Source organism: Novosphingobium sp. GV079 (assembly GCF_003058045.1).
GTDB classification, from domain to species: domain Bacteria; phylum Pseudomonadota; class Alphaproteobacteria; order Sphingomonadales; family Sphingomonadaceae; genus Novosphingobium; species Novosphingobium capsulatum.
On the sequence record NZ_QBUE01000004.1, the window covers coordinates 216,631 to 230,877 of the forward strand.

The window sequence follows — 14,247 nt, forward strand, 5'->3', positions numbered from 1 at the left end:
TCCCTGTCGAGGCTGGCCGTTGGAACAGGTGGGGATAGGGTTGCGATTGTATTGACATTGTACATACAAAGGCGGATATTCACGCCATGGACCAGTCTCCCCAAATGATCCCAAGCAAGGGCAGCATCAATCTGCGGATCGAGGCTGCCACCCGCCAGCTTATTGACGAAGCAGCGGCCATTCTGGGCAAGACCCGCACCGAATTCATGATCGAAAGCGCGCGCCAACAAGCGATCGACGTCTTGCTCGATCAGCGATTGTTCGCACTGGAAAGCCAGGACCATGCGGCCTTCATGGCCGCGCTGGACAATCCGCCCGAGCCTGGCCCAAGGCTGAAGGCACTGATGCGGCGGGTGCCGACATGGCAACGGGAAGACTGACTGCGCCAGTCCCTCTGGCCGATGACCATGAGGTTGACGAGTTCGATTGCGGAGAGCCGGCGCTCAATGCCTGGTTGCGGCAGAAGGCGCGTCGCAACGAGGGGCGCTTCGCGCGTACCTATGTGGTATGCGATGATCGCAGAGTGGCGGCCTATGTGTGTATCCTGGCAGGTGCAGTAGAGCGGCGGGAAGCACCATCCCGCCTGCGCCGAAACGCGCCTGATCTGATCCCGGTATCGATCATCGGGCGCCTTGCGGTGAATCGGCGCCATGCCGGCCAGGGCTTGGGAAGCGATTTGCTGGCCGATGCCCTGCGCCGCATAGCCTTGGCGGCACAAAGCATCGGCATCGGCGCGGTGATGGTTCACGCCAAGAATGAGCAGGCTCGGCGCTTTTACCTGAAATGCGCCGACTTCCTGGAATATCCGGCCGATAGCCGAACCCTGTTCCTGCCCATAGAGACGCTGATCGCGGCTCTACCGTGATGCTTCACTTCATCGTCGGGATCACGAAGCTCTGGTCCACCACATCGCCCGAGGTGCTGGGCCAGCGCTGGGTCACGGTCTTGGTGCGGGTGTAGAAGCGCACGCCGTCCATGCCGTATTGGTTGAGATCGCCAAAGCCTGAGCGCTTCCACCCGCCAAAGCTGTGATAGGCGACCGGCACCGGGATCGGCACGTTGATGCCAACCATGCCCACTTCCACCTTGGCGGCAAAGTTGCGGGCGGCGGCGCCATTGCGGGTGAACATGGCCACGCCATTGCCATAGGCGTGGTTGGTGGCCAGCGCGATGGCTTCATCGACATCGTGCGCGCGCACGATCTGCAACACCGGGCCGAAGATTTCCTCCTGATAGCTGCGCATTTCCGGTGTCACGCGGTCGAACAGCGTGGGGGCCAGGAAATTTCCGTTTTCATAGCCTTGCAGCGAGAAGCCGCGGCCATCGACGACCAGTTCGGCGCCTTCGTCCACGCCCATCTGGATATAGCTTTCGATCCGCGCCTTGTGCTGGGCGGTCACGACCGGGCCATAGTGGGCGGCTTCATCGGTGGAAATGCCCACCTTGAGGCCGGCGATCCCGTCGATCAGGCGGGCGCGCAGTTCCTCGGCGGTCTTGTCACCCACCGGCACCACCACCGGCAGGGCCATGCAGCGTTCGCCTGCCGAGCCATAGGCGGCGCCGAGAATGTCGCTGACTACCTGGTCGAAATCGGCATCGGGCAGCACGATGCCATGGTTCTTGGCACCGCCCATGCACTGCATGCGCTTGCCCGCCTGGGCGCCGCGCTGATAGACATAATTGGCGATATCGGACGAGCCGACGAAGCTGACCGCCTTGATGCGCGGGTGATCGAGCACGGCATCGACCGCCACCTTGTCACCATGCACCACGTTGAACAGGCCGGCCGGGCCGCCTGCCTCGATGAACAGTTCCGCCAGCATTACTGGCACCGAGGGATCGCGTTCCGACGGCTTGAGAATGAAGGCATTGCCGGTGGCGAGCGCCGGGCCGCACATCCACAGCGGGATCATCGCGGGGAAATTGAACGGGGTGATGCCGGCGACCACGCCCAGCGGCTGACGCATCGAGAACACGTCGATCCCCGGCCCGGCGCCTTCGGTATATTCGCCCTTGAGCAGGTGGGGAATGGCGCAGACGAACTCGATCACTTCCAGCCCGCGCTGCACATCACCCTTGGCGTCGGCGATCACCTTGCCATGTTCGGCGGAGAGAGCATGGGCGAGCTTGTCCATGTCACGCTCGATCAGGCGCTTGAATTCGAACATTACGCGGGCACGGCGCTGCGGATTGAGCGCGGCCCATTCCGGCTGCACGGCGGCAGCGAGGGCAACCGCCTGATCCACATCGGCTTCGCTCGCCAGGCCAACCTGGGCCTGCACTTCGCCAGTATTGGGATCGAAAACGTCGCTCTTGCGGCCAGAGGTGGCAGCAACGGCGGCACCGTTCAGGAAATGGTCGATCTGGCGCATGGCAACACTCCCGGGAAAAGTCTGATGCCTGGTTGTAGAACGTGCAGGAATATCCTGATACAGACAATTTTGCCAAACAGGCTGTGCAAATTTACAGGAACACCATGCGCATTCGCCAGTGGGACGATTTGAGGATCTTTCTGGAAGTGGCCCGCCACGGCCGCCTGACCGGGGCGGCGCGGGCGCTGGGGCTGGATCATTCCACCGTCTCGCGCCGGCTCGATGGCCTGGAAAGCGGACTGGGCGCACGTCTGGTCGATCGTTCGCCCAGCGGCGCCCGGCTGACCGAGGCGGGCCGCGCGCTGCTGCTGCATGCCGAGCGGATCGAGGCGGAAACCCATGCGGCAGACAGCGCGCTGGGCGGGGTGGATACCGAATTGACCGGGACAGTGCGGGTGGCGACCCCGGCCGCCTTTGGCACCTATCTGGTGGCGCCGCGCATTCCGCTGTTCATGGCCCGCCATCCCCGCATCGAGCTGGAACTGGCGCCCGAAACCCGCGCAGTCAGTCTGTCCCAGCGCGAGGCAGACCTGGCCGTAACGCTCAAGCGGCCACCGCGCGGGCGGCTCTATGCCCGGCAACTCGCTGCGTTCACGGTAGGGTTCTATGCCGCGCCGGCCTATCTGGAGCAGCATGGTGTGCCCAGCAGCGTGGCAGACCTGTCGCAGCACCGGCTGATTTCCTATATCGACGATCTGATCGATTGGCCCGAACTGCGCTATCTCGATGAAGTGGCGCCGGGCGTGCAGGCACAGTTCCGCTGCACATCGGCCACGGTGCAACTGGCCGCCGTCCAGGCCGGCGGGGGTATCGGCCTGCTGCACACCTTTGCCGCCGATGGCGATCCTGGCCTGGTGCGGGTCTTGCCCGACGTGGCTGTGCCGCGCGCCTACTGGCTGGTGGTGCATGCCGAACTGCGCCGCCTGCCACGGGTGCGCGCCGTGGCGGAATTCCTGGAAGAAGCCGCGCATGCTGCCGGATATGGGGCCGCGCGCAACGCAAAATAAGCAGGTGCCGGGGCAGACAAGCGCAGATGGCCTTCCTATCTAGGCCGCAAGACACCTTGCCGGAGCGCACCTTTGACCGATACTGCCACGCTCGACGCTGCCTTTCCCCTGCTGGCCACGCATGGCCAACCGCGCTTTGCGCAAATCCGCACCGATGACATCGTGCCGGCCGTAACCGCCGCGATCGCCGATCACCAGGCCGCCATGACCGCGTGCGTGGCGCGCGCCGGCGATCCAGCCATGCTGGCGTTCAAGGAAGAGGCCGATCGCCGCATCAGCGAGGCGTGGGGCGTGGTCGGCCATCTGCTGGCGGTGACCAACACCCCGGAATTGCGTGCCGCGCAAGCACAGGCGCAGCCGCTGATCGCCGCGCACTTTGCCGCCGTGGGCCAGGACCGCGCGCTCTATGAAGCGATCCGCGCGATCGATCCGGCCGCGCTTGATCCGCTGGCGGCACGCGCCCGCGAACTGGCGCTGCGCGATTTCGAGCTTTCGGGCGTGGCGCTGGATGGCGATGACGCGCGCGACTTTGCCGAAAACCAGGTGGAGCAGGGCCGCGTGGCGACCGAATATGCCAATGCCGTGATGGACGCGACCGAGGCTTGGAGCCTGCACGTGACCGATGCCAGCCGCCTGGCCGGCATTCCGGAGGCTGACCTTGCCGGCATGGCAGCAGCGGCGCGGGCGAAGGGCCATGACGAGGGCTGGCTGATCACGCTGCATGCCCCGGTGGTGGTGGCGGTGCTGACCTATGCCCAGGATCGCGCGCTGCGCCACGAGGTACAGCAAGCCTATGCCACGCGCGCATCGGACCAGGGGCCCAACGCCGGCGAGTTTGACAACGGGCCGCGCATGGCCGCGCTGCTGGCCTTGCGCGCCAAGGCGGCGCAGCTGCTGGGCCAGGGCGATGCCGCAAGCCTGTCGCTGGCCACCAAGATGGCCGAAAGCCCCGATGCAGTGGAAGCGTTCCTGACCGACCTTGCCGCGCGCACCCGCCCGCTGGCCCAGGCCGAACTGGCCGATCTGGCCGAATTTGCCCGTAGCGAGCTGGGCATCGAGACGCTCGAACCCTGGGATATGGGCTTTGCCACCGAGCGCGCGCGCCTTGCCCGCCATGCGCTCGACCAGTCCGAAGTGCGCCGCTACCTGCCGCTCGACAGGGTATTGCCGGCGCTGTTCGGCCATGTGGAGCGGCTGTTCGGCGTGGTGTTCAAGGAAGTGCCGGGCAGCGGCCTGTGGCATGATGACGTGCGCCAGTTCGACCTGTTTCGCGCCGGCGCGGATGCTCCGTTTGCCCGGCTCTATGCCGATTTCTTTGCGCGCGAGGGCAAGCGCGGCGGCGCCTGGATGAACGTGTGCCGCTCGCCCAGCCGGGCCGCCGATGGGGCGCAGATGCCGGTGGCCTACCTCATCACCAATTTCGCCCAGGCCGCGCCGGGCAAGCCGGCGTTGCTCCAGCATGCCGACGTGGTGACCCTGTTCCACGAGATGGGGCACTGCCTGCATCATCTGCTGGGCGAGGGCGACATCCCCTCAATCGGCGGGATCAGCGGGGTGGAATGGGATGCAGTGGAACTGCCCAGCCAGTTCCTGGAAAACTTTGCCTATGATCCTGCCGTGCTCAAGGCGGCATCCGCGCACGAGGAAACCGGCGAACCGCTGCCCGATGCCTTGATCGAGCGCCTCAACGCCGCGCGCGGCTTCATGGGCGCGCTGGCGGTGCTGCGCCAGATCGAGTTCGCGCTGTTTGATATCCGCCTGCACCGCGCCGCAGCCGATGCACCAGATGTGCAGGGCCTGCTCGATGCCGTGCGGGCCGAAGTGGCGGTGATGCGCTATCCGGCGTGGAACCGCTTTGCCCATGCCTTCAGCCATATCTTTGCTGGCGGCTATGCGGCGGGATATTATTCCTACCTCTGGGCCGAACTGCTCTCGTCCGACGCCTACGAGCAGTTTGCTGCGGCGCCGGAGCGGCAGGCCGAACTGGGCTCCGCGTTCCGGCGCGAAGTGCTGTCGCAAGGCGGTGGCCGCCCGGCAATGGACAACTATGTGGCGTTTCGCGGCGGCGCGCCCGATCCTGGCGCGCTGCTGCGGGTGCGTGGTTTGGCGGCTTGATAGAATGGGCGGCTTAGTTGCGGGTGTGCAAATCTGCTGACCAAGCCGCCCCGTTTTCAGATAGAGTGGTTGTCGCGCAGAGGCGCAGAGGCGCAGAGATTTGGCGCTCTCTGCGCCTCTGCGCGAACTGAATTGATGACTTGTCGTTGCTGGCCTGCGGCCGCCAGATCGCCACGTGGGCAGTTACCGCAAAGGCCGTTTTTCCAGCTTTCGCGCCAGGGTGCGGCGGTGCATGCCCAGGCGCCGCGCGGCTTCGGAAATGTTGAAATCGCATTCCACCAGGGTGGAGTGGATATATTCCCATTCCACCGTCTTGATCGAGGTCTTGCGCGTATCGAGCGGCACGGTGGGATCGCCGCCGACGCGGCCAAAGGCTTCCTCGATATCGTCGGTGTTGGCGGGCTTGGCCAGATAGTGCGCCGCGCCCAGCTTGATGGCTTCCACCGCCGTGGCGATCGAGGCGAAGCCGGTAAGGACGACGATACGCGTCTCGGGATCGCGTTCGGCCAGCATCTGCACGCAGGTGAGGCCAGAGCCAGTGCCGAGCTTGAGGTCCACCACCGCGAACTGGAAATCGTGCGCATCGAGCAGCACTTCCAGTTCATCGGGGCTGGCGGCATGCTCTACCGCATAGCCGCGCCGTTCGAACGAGCGGCGCAGGGTGCGGGCAAAGGCGGGATCGTCTTCCACGATCACCAGGGGCAGGGCTTCGTCCTGCGCAGTGAGTTCCAGTTCGGGATCGGGCATGTTCATTCCCCCGTGCGATAGGCCAGCGAGGCCATCGGGATTTCCAGGCGCACCATCGCGCCGCGTGCCGTGCGGTTCTTCACTTCGACCCGGCCGCCCAGCTTGCGCACGACGTTGACGACCAGGAACAGCCCCAGCCCGCCACCGTCACGGCCCTTGGTGGAATTGTAGGGGCGGCCGATCGATTCCAGCATGTCGGGCGCGAAACCGGGGCCGAGATCGAGCACGGTCAAAACGATGTCGCCACCGGTCATCTCGGCGCGGATTTCCACGAAATCGGGCGATACTTCCAGGGCGTTGTCGATGACATTGCCGATGATCTGGCGCAGCGCGGGATCGGCCACGATCGGGTGATCGGTCTCCACCATGTTGCGCAGGCGGATCACGCCATGGCCACGCTCGTTCCATTCGGCCGCGATGGTGGCAAGAAAATCGCCCAGCGTAGTGATCTGCGGGTTTTCGCCGCGCGCTTCCCCGGCGCTGAGCAGGATGCCCGAGAGGATCGATTTGCAGCGCTTGAGTTCGGAAGCCATGTCCTGCAACTCTTCGCGCAGGTCCTGGTCGGCCATGATTGCGGGATGGCGCTGCCAATCGCCCAGGATGACCGACATCGTCGCCATTGGCGTGCCCAGTTCGTGCGCCGCGCCTGAGGCAAGCAGGCCCAGGCGCACGATATGCTGTTCCTCGGTCGCTTGCTGGCGCAAGGCGGCCAGCGCCGTCTCGCTCTGCCGCCGGTTGCGGTCCATGCGGATCACGAAGAACACCAGCAGCGCGGCGACCAGCGCAAAGCAGACGAGATTGCCCAGCTGGAACAGCTCGATCGTGCCATCGAAGGTGCCGGTGGGCAGATCGAGCGGGCGATGGACGAAGGCCAGCCGGGTGACGATCAGCGCGGCCATGCCCGCCACGATCGCGCTCCAGTTTGGCGGGAGCAGGATTGCCGCGATCACGATCTGCATCAGGAACAGGAAGGTGAAGGGGTTGGACGTGCCGCCGCTGAAATAGAGCTGCCAGGCCAGCGCCAGCATATCGAGGGTGAGCGCGCCGAGCAGTTCGACATGGCTATATCCCTCGCGCCCGCGATCGAGCAGCAGGGTCAGCCCGTTGATCACCACCATCAGCACCGGCACGGCCACCAGCGGCGCCACATCGAGCTTGACGCCAAGCACCCGCACGCTGACCCAGATCGCCACGAGCTGGCCCACGGCGGCAACCCAGCGCAGTTGCACCAGCAGCGCCATGTTGCGCGCGCTGGCCGCGGGATAGATCGGACGGGTGGAGGAAAGGGGCGGGGTGGCGCTCATCGCGCCTTGCGCCATACCATGATTGCCGCGCCAAGCGAGAGGGCGCAAAGGGCAAACCAGGTCAGCGCATAGGACAGGTGATTGTTGGGAAACGCGATGACCGTGAGGCCGGGCACCGGCACGGGCTGGGCTGTGGGACGCGGCGTTTCCACTTGCGCGTCGAGGAAATAGCGCGGCTCTGCCACGACCCCGCGGCGCATGTTCATGACCGGCAGATCGCGCGCATACCAGCGCTCTGCCTCGGGCCGGTTGGCGCGAAGGAACGTGCCCTTGGGCTCGCTCGGGCGGATCAGGCCGATGATGGAAACGGGGGTAACGGGAACGGCGCGGCGGGCGGTATCGAGCCGGGTGCCCATCGGCACGAAGCCACGGTTGATCCACACCGGGGCCTGGCCGGGCGTGGCCAGTGGCACCATGACCCAATAGCCATTGCCCAGCGTGCTGGTGGCCGTGGCCAGAACGGTGGCGACGGGCAGGAACTGGCCGGTGATCGCGACGCGATGATAGGCAAGCCGATCAATGGCGCCAGCGGGCACGGCGGCGATGGAGACAGGCGCTGCATGCACGGCGCGCGTCACATCGGCAATCAGCGCTTCTTTCCAGGCGAGGCGCTTTACCTGCCAGATGCCCAGGCCGGCAAACACCAGCGCCAGGACCAGCAGAATCGAAACGGGCAGCAAGCGCTGCCTGCTGCCCGTTTGCGAAGTCATGATCAGTCCATCTGCTCGGCGTGCATCGGCATCATGTTGTGGTTCATATGGTACATCACCCACATCGAACCAGAGATGACGATCAGCACGACCACGGCGGTGAAGATCAGGGCCAGCATGTTCCAGCCCCCTTCGGCCTTGCCGTTCATGTGCAGGAAGTAGATCATGTGGACCACGACCTGGACCACGGCAAAGGCCGCGATGACAATGGCGGTGGTGTTCTTGTCGGCAATGGCGCCGCTCATCACCAGCCAGAACGGAATGGCGGTGAGCACCACCGACAGCACGAAGCCGATGACATATTCGCGCAGCGAGCCGTGCGGTTCGTCATGGTGGTGGCCGATGGCGTGGGGATTGGCATCCCCGTGCGCGTGGCGGTGGGCCAGGTCGGTATAGTTCTTCGCGCTCATCGCAGCATCCCCATCAGGTAGACGAAGGTGAAGACGCCGATCCACACGACGTCGAGGAAGTGCCAGAACAGCGACAGGCACATCAGGCGGCGCTTGTTGGCCTGGATCAGGCCCTTGCGCGAAACCTGCACCACCAGCGTGAACAGCCAGATCAGGCCGAACGTGACGTGCAGCCCGTGGGTGCCGACCAGCGTGAAGAACGCCGAAAGGAACGCGCTGCGCTGGGGCGTGGCGCCCTCGTGGATGAGGTTGGAGAATTCGTAGAGTTCGATCGACAGGAACGCCGCGCCGAACACGGCGGTGACCAGCAGCCACATCTGTGTCTGGCTGACCGAGCCGCGCTGCATCGCCAGCATGGCAAAGCCATAGGTGATCGACGAGAACAGCAGCATCGAGGTGTTCACCGCCACCAGGGGCAGCTCGAACAGCTCGCGCGGGCCAGGCCCGGCGGCATAGTTGCCGCCGAGCACGCCGAACGCTGCGAACAGCATGGCGAAGATGAGACAGTCGCTCATCAGGTAGATCCAGAAGCCCAGCATGGTGCTGTGGCCTTCGGGATGGTCATGCTCGTTCAAGTCCCAGAACTTGCCCAGCTTGGTCAGCGAGGCAGGCAGGGGAGCCGAATGGCCCGAGCTATGGACAGCATCGCTCATGCGGCGGCTCCCTGGTTCTGGGCAAGGCGTTCCAGCTGGGCCGTACGCTGCGCCTCGACGGCGGCAACGTCTTCGGCCGGGATGTGGTAATCGCGCTTGTAGTTGAAGGTGTGGGCGATGGCGCTCACGAGCAGTGCCACGAAGCTGGCACCGGCCATCCACCAGATATGCCAGATCAGGGCAAAGCCAAGGGCCGTGCTGATGCCAGCCAGGATCACGCCAGCGCCGGTGTTGCTGGGCATGTGGATCGGGCGGTAGCCATCAAGCGGACGGCCGACGCCGGCGCGCTTCATGTCTTCCCAGGCATCGAGATCGTGCACGATCGGGGTGAAGGCAAAGTTGTAGGCCGGCGGGGGCGAACTGGTGGCCCACTCCAGCGTGCGACCATTCCACGGATCGCCGCTTTCGTCCTTGAGCTCTTCGCGCTTCCAGATCGACACGCCATACTGCACGACCATCGCGCCGATGCCGGCGGCGATCAACACCGCGCCCAGCAGGGCCACGATGAAGTAGGGCTGCAGGCTGGGATCGTCGAACACGCGGGTCCGGCGGGTCACGCCCATCAGGCCCATGATGTAGAGCGGGGTGAACGCCAGCCAGAAGCCCGGCACCCAGCACCAGAAGCTGACCTTGCCCCAAAACTGGTTGAGCTTGAAGCCAAAGGCCTTGGGCCACCAGTAGTTGATCGCGGCAAACGTACCGAACACCACGCCGCCGATGATCACGTTGTGGAAGTGCGCGATCAGGAACAGCGAGTTGTGCAGCACGAAGTCGGCCGGAGGCACGGCGAGCAGCACGCCGGTCATGCCGCCGATCGTGAAGGTGAGCATGAACGCCACCGTCCACATCATCGGCAGGTCAAAGCGGATGCGGCCGCGGTACATCGTGAACAGCCAGTTGAACAGCTTGGCCCCGGTGGGGATGGAGATCACCATGGTGGTGATGCCGAAGAAGCTGTTGACGCTGGCGCCCGAACCCATCGTGAAGAAGTGGTGCAGCCACACGACGTAGGACAGGATGGTGATAACCACGGTGGCATAGACCATCGAGGTATAGCCGAACAGGCGCTTGCCCGAGAACGTGGAGGTGACTTCCGAGAACACGCCGAAGATCGGCAGGATGAGGATGTAAACTTCCGGGTGGCCCCAGATCCAGATGAGGTTGACATACATCATCGGGCTGCCGCCGAAGTCGTTGGTGAAGAAGTTGGTCCCCACGTAACGGTCGAGCGAGAGCAGCACGAGAACGGCGGTCAGCACCGGGAAGGAGGCGACGATCAGCACGTTGGTGCACAGCGCGGTCCAGGTGAACACCGGCATGCGCATCAGGGTCATGCCCGGGGCACGCATCTTGATGATCGTGGCGATCAGGTTGATGCCCGATAGCGTGGTGCCGACACCTGCCACCTGCAGCGACCAGATGTAATAGTCCACGCCAACGCCGGGGCTGTAGGCCAGGCCTGACAGCGGCGGGAAAGCCAGCCAGCCGGTCTGGGCGAATTCACCCAGGAACAGCGAGGCCATGACCAGCACGGCGCCGCCCGTGGTCATCCAGAAGCTGAAGTTGTTGAGGAACGGGAACGACACGTCGCGCGCGCCGATTTGCAGCGGCACGACATAGTTCATCAATCCGGTCACGAACGGCATCGCGGCAAAGAAGATCATGATCACGCCGTGGGCGGTGAACACCTGATCATAGTGATGCGCGTTGAGATAGCCGTCGCTGCCGTTGAACGCCATCGCCTGCTGCAAGCGCATCATCAGCGCGTCGGCAAAGCCGCGCATGAACATCACCAGGCCCAGGATCATGTACATGACCCCGATCTTCTTGTGATCGACGCTGGTGAACCATTCTTTCCAGAGATAGCCCCAGAGGCGGAAATAGGTGAGGGCCCCCACCAGCGCGATCCCGCCAAGGATCACACCAACGAAGGTGACCGCCACGATCGGTTCGTGGAGGAAGGGAAGCTGCTCAAGGGAAATGCGTCCCAGGAGCGGAGACCACGGCGGTGGTGCAGTGGCGGGAAGGGGGACAGCGGTCATCGCAATATCCATCGGTCAGAAAAATGGGGCCGGATCAAATCTGGTGCGGCGTATCGGATCGGCAACCTGCCTCAAGAGGCAGGCTGCAGTAGCGGGCCGGCCAGGCTGACCCGGGGACCAGTTGCCTGGTTGATTCCGGCGCCACGCAGGCGATCGAGCGTCTTGGGCAGAGGCGCGTCACCGCTGGGTGCGGCCATCGGGCGGTTGTCGCTGCAATAGGCCTTCACGAAGCGGTCGGTCTGGGCCACGACGCTGCCAGGCAGGACTGCCGTTTCGGTGGCGCGGCCGTTCTTGTCATAGGTCAGCGCGGCCACGTTCAGGCGCGCTGCTTCCTTGCCCACGCCGCCCTTGGCGTCGAGCATGGCCATCTGGCTCATGCAGATCTTGCCGGGCTGCACGCAGAGATCGACAACGGCGTTGAACAGATCGGGAGCGACGCCGGCATAGTGACGCACCGGATCGGCAATGCTGGGCTTGTCGAGCTGGAGATAGGCATCGCGGCTGAGCATGCCGTCGTTCTTGCCGGCCTTCACGCTGGCCACCCACTGGTCGAACTGCGCATCGGACACGGCACGCGTGGCAAAGTGCATCTGCGAGAAGCCCGCGCCGCTGAAGTGTGCGGAAATACCCTTGAACGCGCCTTCCTGGTTGAACACGGCGTGCAGCTTGGTTTCCATGCCGGGCATGGTGTAGATCATGCCGGCCAGCGCGGGGACATAGAAGGTGTTCATCACGGTGGACGAGGTCATGCGGAAGCGCAGCGGCCGGCCGGCGGGAACCACCAGTTCATTGACCGTAGCGATGTTCTGTTCGGGATAGATGAACAGCCACTTCCAGTCCATCGACACCACTTCGACCTCTACCGGCTTGGCATTGGCGGCGACCGGGGTCTGCGCATCAATGCGCGAAATCGCGCGATAGGGATCGAGCAGGTGAGTGCCGACCCAGGTGACCGCGCCCAGCGCGATGATGATCATCAGCGGTGCGGCCCAGATCATCAGTTCCAGCTGGGTGGAGTGGTTCCAGTCTGGATCGTACTTGGCCTCGGTGTTGGTGGCGCGGTAACGCCACGCGAAAATGACAACCGTGGCCATGACAGGCACGACGATCAACAGCATGAGCAACGTGGCCACAATGACCAGATCGCCCTGCTGGCGAGCGACATCGCCCGCGGGGTTGAGCACGACCCAGTCGCAGCCGGCAAGCGGCAGGGCCAGGAGCGGGACGATGGCGCAGCGCAGCAGGCGCGCCCGATTCAAGAGTTTCGCACGCATGTGGCGCACCTAGAAGCGCTGGGCCGTGCAAACGATAGGACATTTTGTCCAATCCCCTTCGCGGCTGCACAAAGACAATAGGGCACATAAGGGCAGGTCGCATGCGTGCGGCCGGCCGGTCGGCGCGTTTGCGAGAAATGCGCGGGATCCAAGGAGTTTGTGTCAGTCATGACTGCTGCCGTAGTCGATAATCACGAAGGGCTGGGGAGCGATTCCCACGCCGGGCACGGTTCGATTTCCCCGGGCGAGATCGCCATCGGCGTGATCATCGGACGGACCTCGGAGTTCTTCGACTTCTTCGTCTATGCGATCGCCTCGGTGATCGTGTTTCCCAAGGTCTTCTTTCCTTACCTGGACCCGCTCAACGCCACGCTGGCGTCGTTTGCGGTGTTCCCGCTGGCGTTCATCGCCCGCCCGGTCGGCTCGCTGTTCTTCATGTGGCTCGACCGTGCATTCGGCCGTGGCTTCAAGCTGACGGTGGCGCTGTTTGGCCTGGGTGGCTCGACCGCGGCGATCGCGTTCCTGCCCGGCTATGCCGAAATCGGCCACAACGCGGTGCTGCTGCTCGCGCTGTTCCGCCTGGGCCAGGGCTTTGCGCTGGGCGGCACGTGGGATGGCCTGGCCTCGCTGCTGGCGCTTAATGCGCCGGCGGGCAAGCGTGGCTGGTATGCCATGATCCCGCAGCTGGGCGCGCCGCTTGGGCTGATCGTGGCCAGCCTGCTGTTCGCGTTCTTCACCGCCTCGCTGCCGGCTGACGACTTCTTGTCGTGGGGCTGGCGCTTCCCATTCTTCGTAGCCTTCGCGATCAACGTGGTGGCGCTGTTCGCGCGCCTGCGCATCGTGGTGACGCCGGAATTCCAGCGCCTGTTCGAATCGCGTGACCTTGTCGCCGAAAGCGCGCTCGTCACCATCCGCGAACAGTGGAAGACCATCCTGATCGGCGCCTTTGCACCGCTCGCCAGCTTTGCGCTGTTCCACATGGTCACGGTGTTCCCGCTGTCGTGGGTGTTCATCTTCACCTCGGAAGAGCCGACTCGCTTCCTCACCATCGAAGCCATCGCCGCTGCCGTGGGCGTGGCCGCGATCGTGGTTTCGGGCGTGGTGGCCGACCGCGTTGGCCGCCGCACCCTGCTGGGCTTCTCGGCCGCCGCGATTGCCGCGTTCTCGGGCTTTGCTCCGCAGCTGCTGGGGATTGGCGTCGCGGGTGAAGTCTCGTTCATGCTCACCGGCTTCGTGCTGTTGGGGATCTCGTTCGGACAGTCTTCGGGTGCCGTGGCCGATGCCTTTGAAACCCGCCACCGCTACACCGGCTCGGCGCTGACCAGCGACTTGGCCTGGCTGCTTGGCGCGGGCTTTGCGCCCTATGCGGCGCTGTGGCTGTCGGCCAACTATGGCCTGCTGGCTTCGGGTGCCTACCTCCTGTCGGGCGCGATCGGCACGATCGTGGCGCTGTGGGCCAACCGCACCGCGGCGACCAACTGAGCCATCTGGCAAAGCAACAAAAAGGGGCGGTTCGGATCAGTCCGAACCGCCCCTTTTTTGTTCACCAACGGTGATTAGGCTTTTCTCCCCCTCTTCTTCAGAGGAGGGGGCGGGGGGGAAGCCTTGCGCTG

At 64.6% G+C, this 14,247-nt stretch carries 13 protein-coding genes; 5 read left to right on the forward strand and 8 right to left on the reverse strand.

Features of this window, described 5'->3' with window-relative positions; genetic code table 11:
* Positions 1–86 precede the first annotated feature (86 nt).
* Together C8K14_RS07000 and C8K14_RS07005 are read left to right on the forward strand one after the other, a co-directional pair.
* On the forward strand, positions 87–380 hold the full coding sequence (locus C8K14_RS07000; protein ID WP_043609985.1) for a DUF1778 domain-containing protein: 294 nt from the start codon (positions 87–89) through the stop codon (positions 378–380).
* Positions 362–865: a GNAT family N-acetyltransferase gene (locus C8K14_RS07005; RefSeq protein ID WP_022677279.1), complete on the forward strand. Its 504-nt coding sequence runs from the start codon at positions 362–364 to the stop codon at positions 863–865. Before C8K14_RS07000 ends, C8K14_RS07005 begins: the two co-directional genes overlap by 19 nt.
* 4 nt (positions 866–869) lie before the next feature.
* Here the strand turns inward: C8K14_RS07005 and C8K14_RS07010 are convergent, their stop codons facing one another.
* A complete protein-coding gene (locus C8K14_RS07010) occupies positions 870–2,372 on the reverse strand; it encodes a CoA-acylating methylmalonate-semialdehyde dehydrogenase (protein ID WP_062782938.1) in 1,503 nt (500 codons plus the stop codon).
* Positions 2,373–2,476: 104 nt separating this feature from the next.
* Here C8K14_RS07010 and C8K14_RS07015 point away from each other — a divergent pair, with 104 nt between their 5' ends.
* Positions 2,477–3,379 carry a LysR family transcriptional regulator gene (locus C8K14_RS07015; RefSeq protein WP_233250945.1) on the forward strand — a complete coding sequence of 301 codons (903 nt, stop codon included), beginning with the start codon at positions 2,477–2,479 and terminating at the stop codon, positions 3,377–3,379.
* Positions 3,380–3,451: 72 nt separating this feature from the next.
* Positions 3,452–5,494 (forward strand): M3 family metallopeptidase, encoded by a 2,043-nt coding sequence (locus C8K14_RS07020; protein ID WP_107716165.1) that lies wholly within the window; start codon positions 3,452–3,454, stop codon positions 5,492–5,494.
* Between the two features lie 183 nt (positions 5,495–5,677).
* On the opposite strand, the gene C8K14_RS07025 is transcribed toward C8K14_RS07020, so the two are convergent.
* The 7 genes from C8K14_RS07025 to cyoA form a co-directional block, all read right to left on the reverse strand.
* Positions 5,678–6,241, reverse strand: coding sequence for a response regulator transcription factor (locus tag C8K14_RS07025; protein WP_043609993.1), 564 nt, complete (start codon positions 6,239–6,241; stop codon positions 5,678–5,680).
* A 2-nt stretch (positions 6,242–6,243) separates the two neighbouring features.
* Positions 6,244–7,545: an ATP-binding protein gene (locus tag C8K14_RS07030; protein WP_051146404.1), complete on the reverse strand. Its 1,302-nt coding sequence runs from the start codon at positions 7,543–7,545 to the stop codon at positions 6,244–6,246.
* A complete protein-coding gene (locus C8K14_RS07035) occupies positions 7,542–8,255 on the reverse strand; it encodes an SURF1 family protein (protein WP_107716166.1) in 714 nt (237 codons plus the stop codon). Before C8K14_RS07035 ends, C8K14_RS07030 begins: the two co-directional genes overlap by 4 nt.
* Positions 8,256–8,257: 2 nt before the next feature.
* Positions 8,258–8,665, reverse strand: a complete 408-nt coding sequence (gene cyoD / locus C8K14_RS07040; protein ID WP_022677272.1) for a cytochrome o ubiquinol oxidase subunit IV — start codon at positions 8,663–8,665, stop codon at positions 8,258–8,260.
* Entirely contained in the window at positions 8,662–9,318 is a 657-nt protein-coding gene (cyoC, locus tag C8K14_RS07045; RefSeq protein ID WP_062782950.1) for a cytochrome o ubiquinol oxidase subunit III, read from the reverse strand. The genes cyoD and cyoC overlap by 4 nt, the downstream gene beginning before the upstream one ends.
* On the reverse strand, positions 9,315–11,360 hold the full coding sequence (gene cyoB, locus C8K14_RS07050) for a cytochrome o ubiquinol oxidase subunit I (RefSeq protein ID WP_051146403.1): 2,046 nt from the start codon (positions 11,358–11,360) through the stop codon (positions 9,315–9,317). The genes cyoC and cyoB overlap by 4 nt, the downstream gene beginning before the upstream one ends.
* 71 nt (positions 11,361–11,431) lie before the next feature.
* Positions 11,432–12,634 (reverse strand): ubiquinol oxidase subunit II, encoded by a 1,203-nt coding sequence (gene cyoA, locus C8K14_RS07055; protein WP_022677269.1) that lies wholly within the window; start codon positions 12,632–12,634, stop codon positions 11,432–11,434.
* Positions 12,635–12,802: 168 nt separating this feature from the next.
* Between cyoA and C8K14_RS07060 the strand changes: the two genes are divergently transcribed.
* A complete protein-coding gene (locus C8K14_RS07060) occupies positions 12,803–14,116 on the forward strand; it encodes an MFS transporter (RefSeq protein WP_107716167.1) in 1,314 nt (437 codons plus the stop codon).
* The last annotated feature ends 131 nt before the right edge of the window (positions 14,117–14,247 follow it).

Bases quoted from the DNA above. Each gene is read 5' to 3' on its own strand.
- C8K14_RS07000 (WP_043609985.1), top strand. From the start codon at position 87: ATGGACCAGTCTCCCCAAATGATCCCAAGCAAGGGCAGCATCAATCTG.
- C8K14_RS07005 (WP_022677279.1), top strand. From the start codon at position 362: ATGGCAACGGGAAGACTGACTGCGCCAGTCCCTCTGGCCGATGACCAT.
- C8K14_RS07010 (WP_062782938.1), bottom strand. From the start codon at position 2,372: ATGCGCCAGATCGACCATTTCCTGAACGGTGCCGCCGTTGCTGCCACC.
- C8K14_RS07015 (WP_233250945.1), top strand. From the start codon at position 2,477: ATGCGCATTCGCCAGTGGGACGATTTGAGGATCTTTCTGGAAGTGGCC.
- C8K14_RS07025 (WP_043609993.1), bottom strand. From the start codon at position 6,241: ATGCCCGATCCCGAACTGGAACTCACTGCGCAGGACGAAGCCCTGCCC.
- C8K14_RS07030 (WP_051146404.1), bottom strand. From the start codon at position 7,545: ATGAGCGCCACCCCGCCCCTTTCCTCCACCCGTCCGATCTATCCCGCG.
- C8K14_RS07035 (WP_107716166.1), bottom strand. From the start codon at position 8,255: ATGACTTCGCAAACGGGCAGCAGGCAGCGCTTGCTGCCCGTTTCGATT.
- cyoD (WP_022677272.1), bottom strand. From the start codon at position 8,665: ATGAGCGCGAAGAACTATACCGACCTGGCCCACCGCCACGCGCACGGG.
- cyoC (WP_062782950.1), bottom strand. From the start codon at position 9,318: ATGAGCGATGCTGTCCATAGCTCGGGCCATTCGGCTCCCCTGCCTGCC.
- cyoB (WP_051146403.1), bottom strand. From the start codon at position 11,360: ATGACCGCTGTCCCCCTTCCCGCCACTGCACCACCGCCGTGGTCTCCG.
- cyoA (WP_022677269.1), bottom strand. From the start codon at position 12,634: ATGCGTGCGAAACTCTTGAATCGGGCGCGCCTGCTGCGCTGCGCCATC.
- C8K14_RS07060 (WP_107716167.1), top strand. From the start codon at position 12,803: ATGACTGCTGCCGTAGTCGATAATCACGAAGGGCTGGGGAGCGATTCC.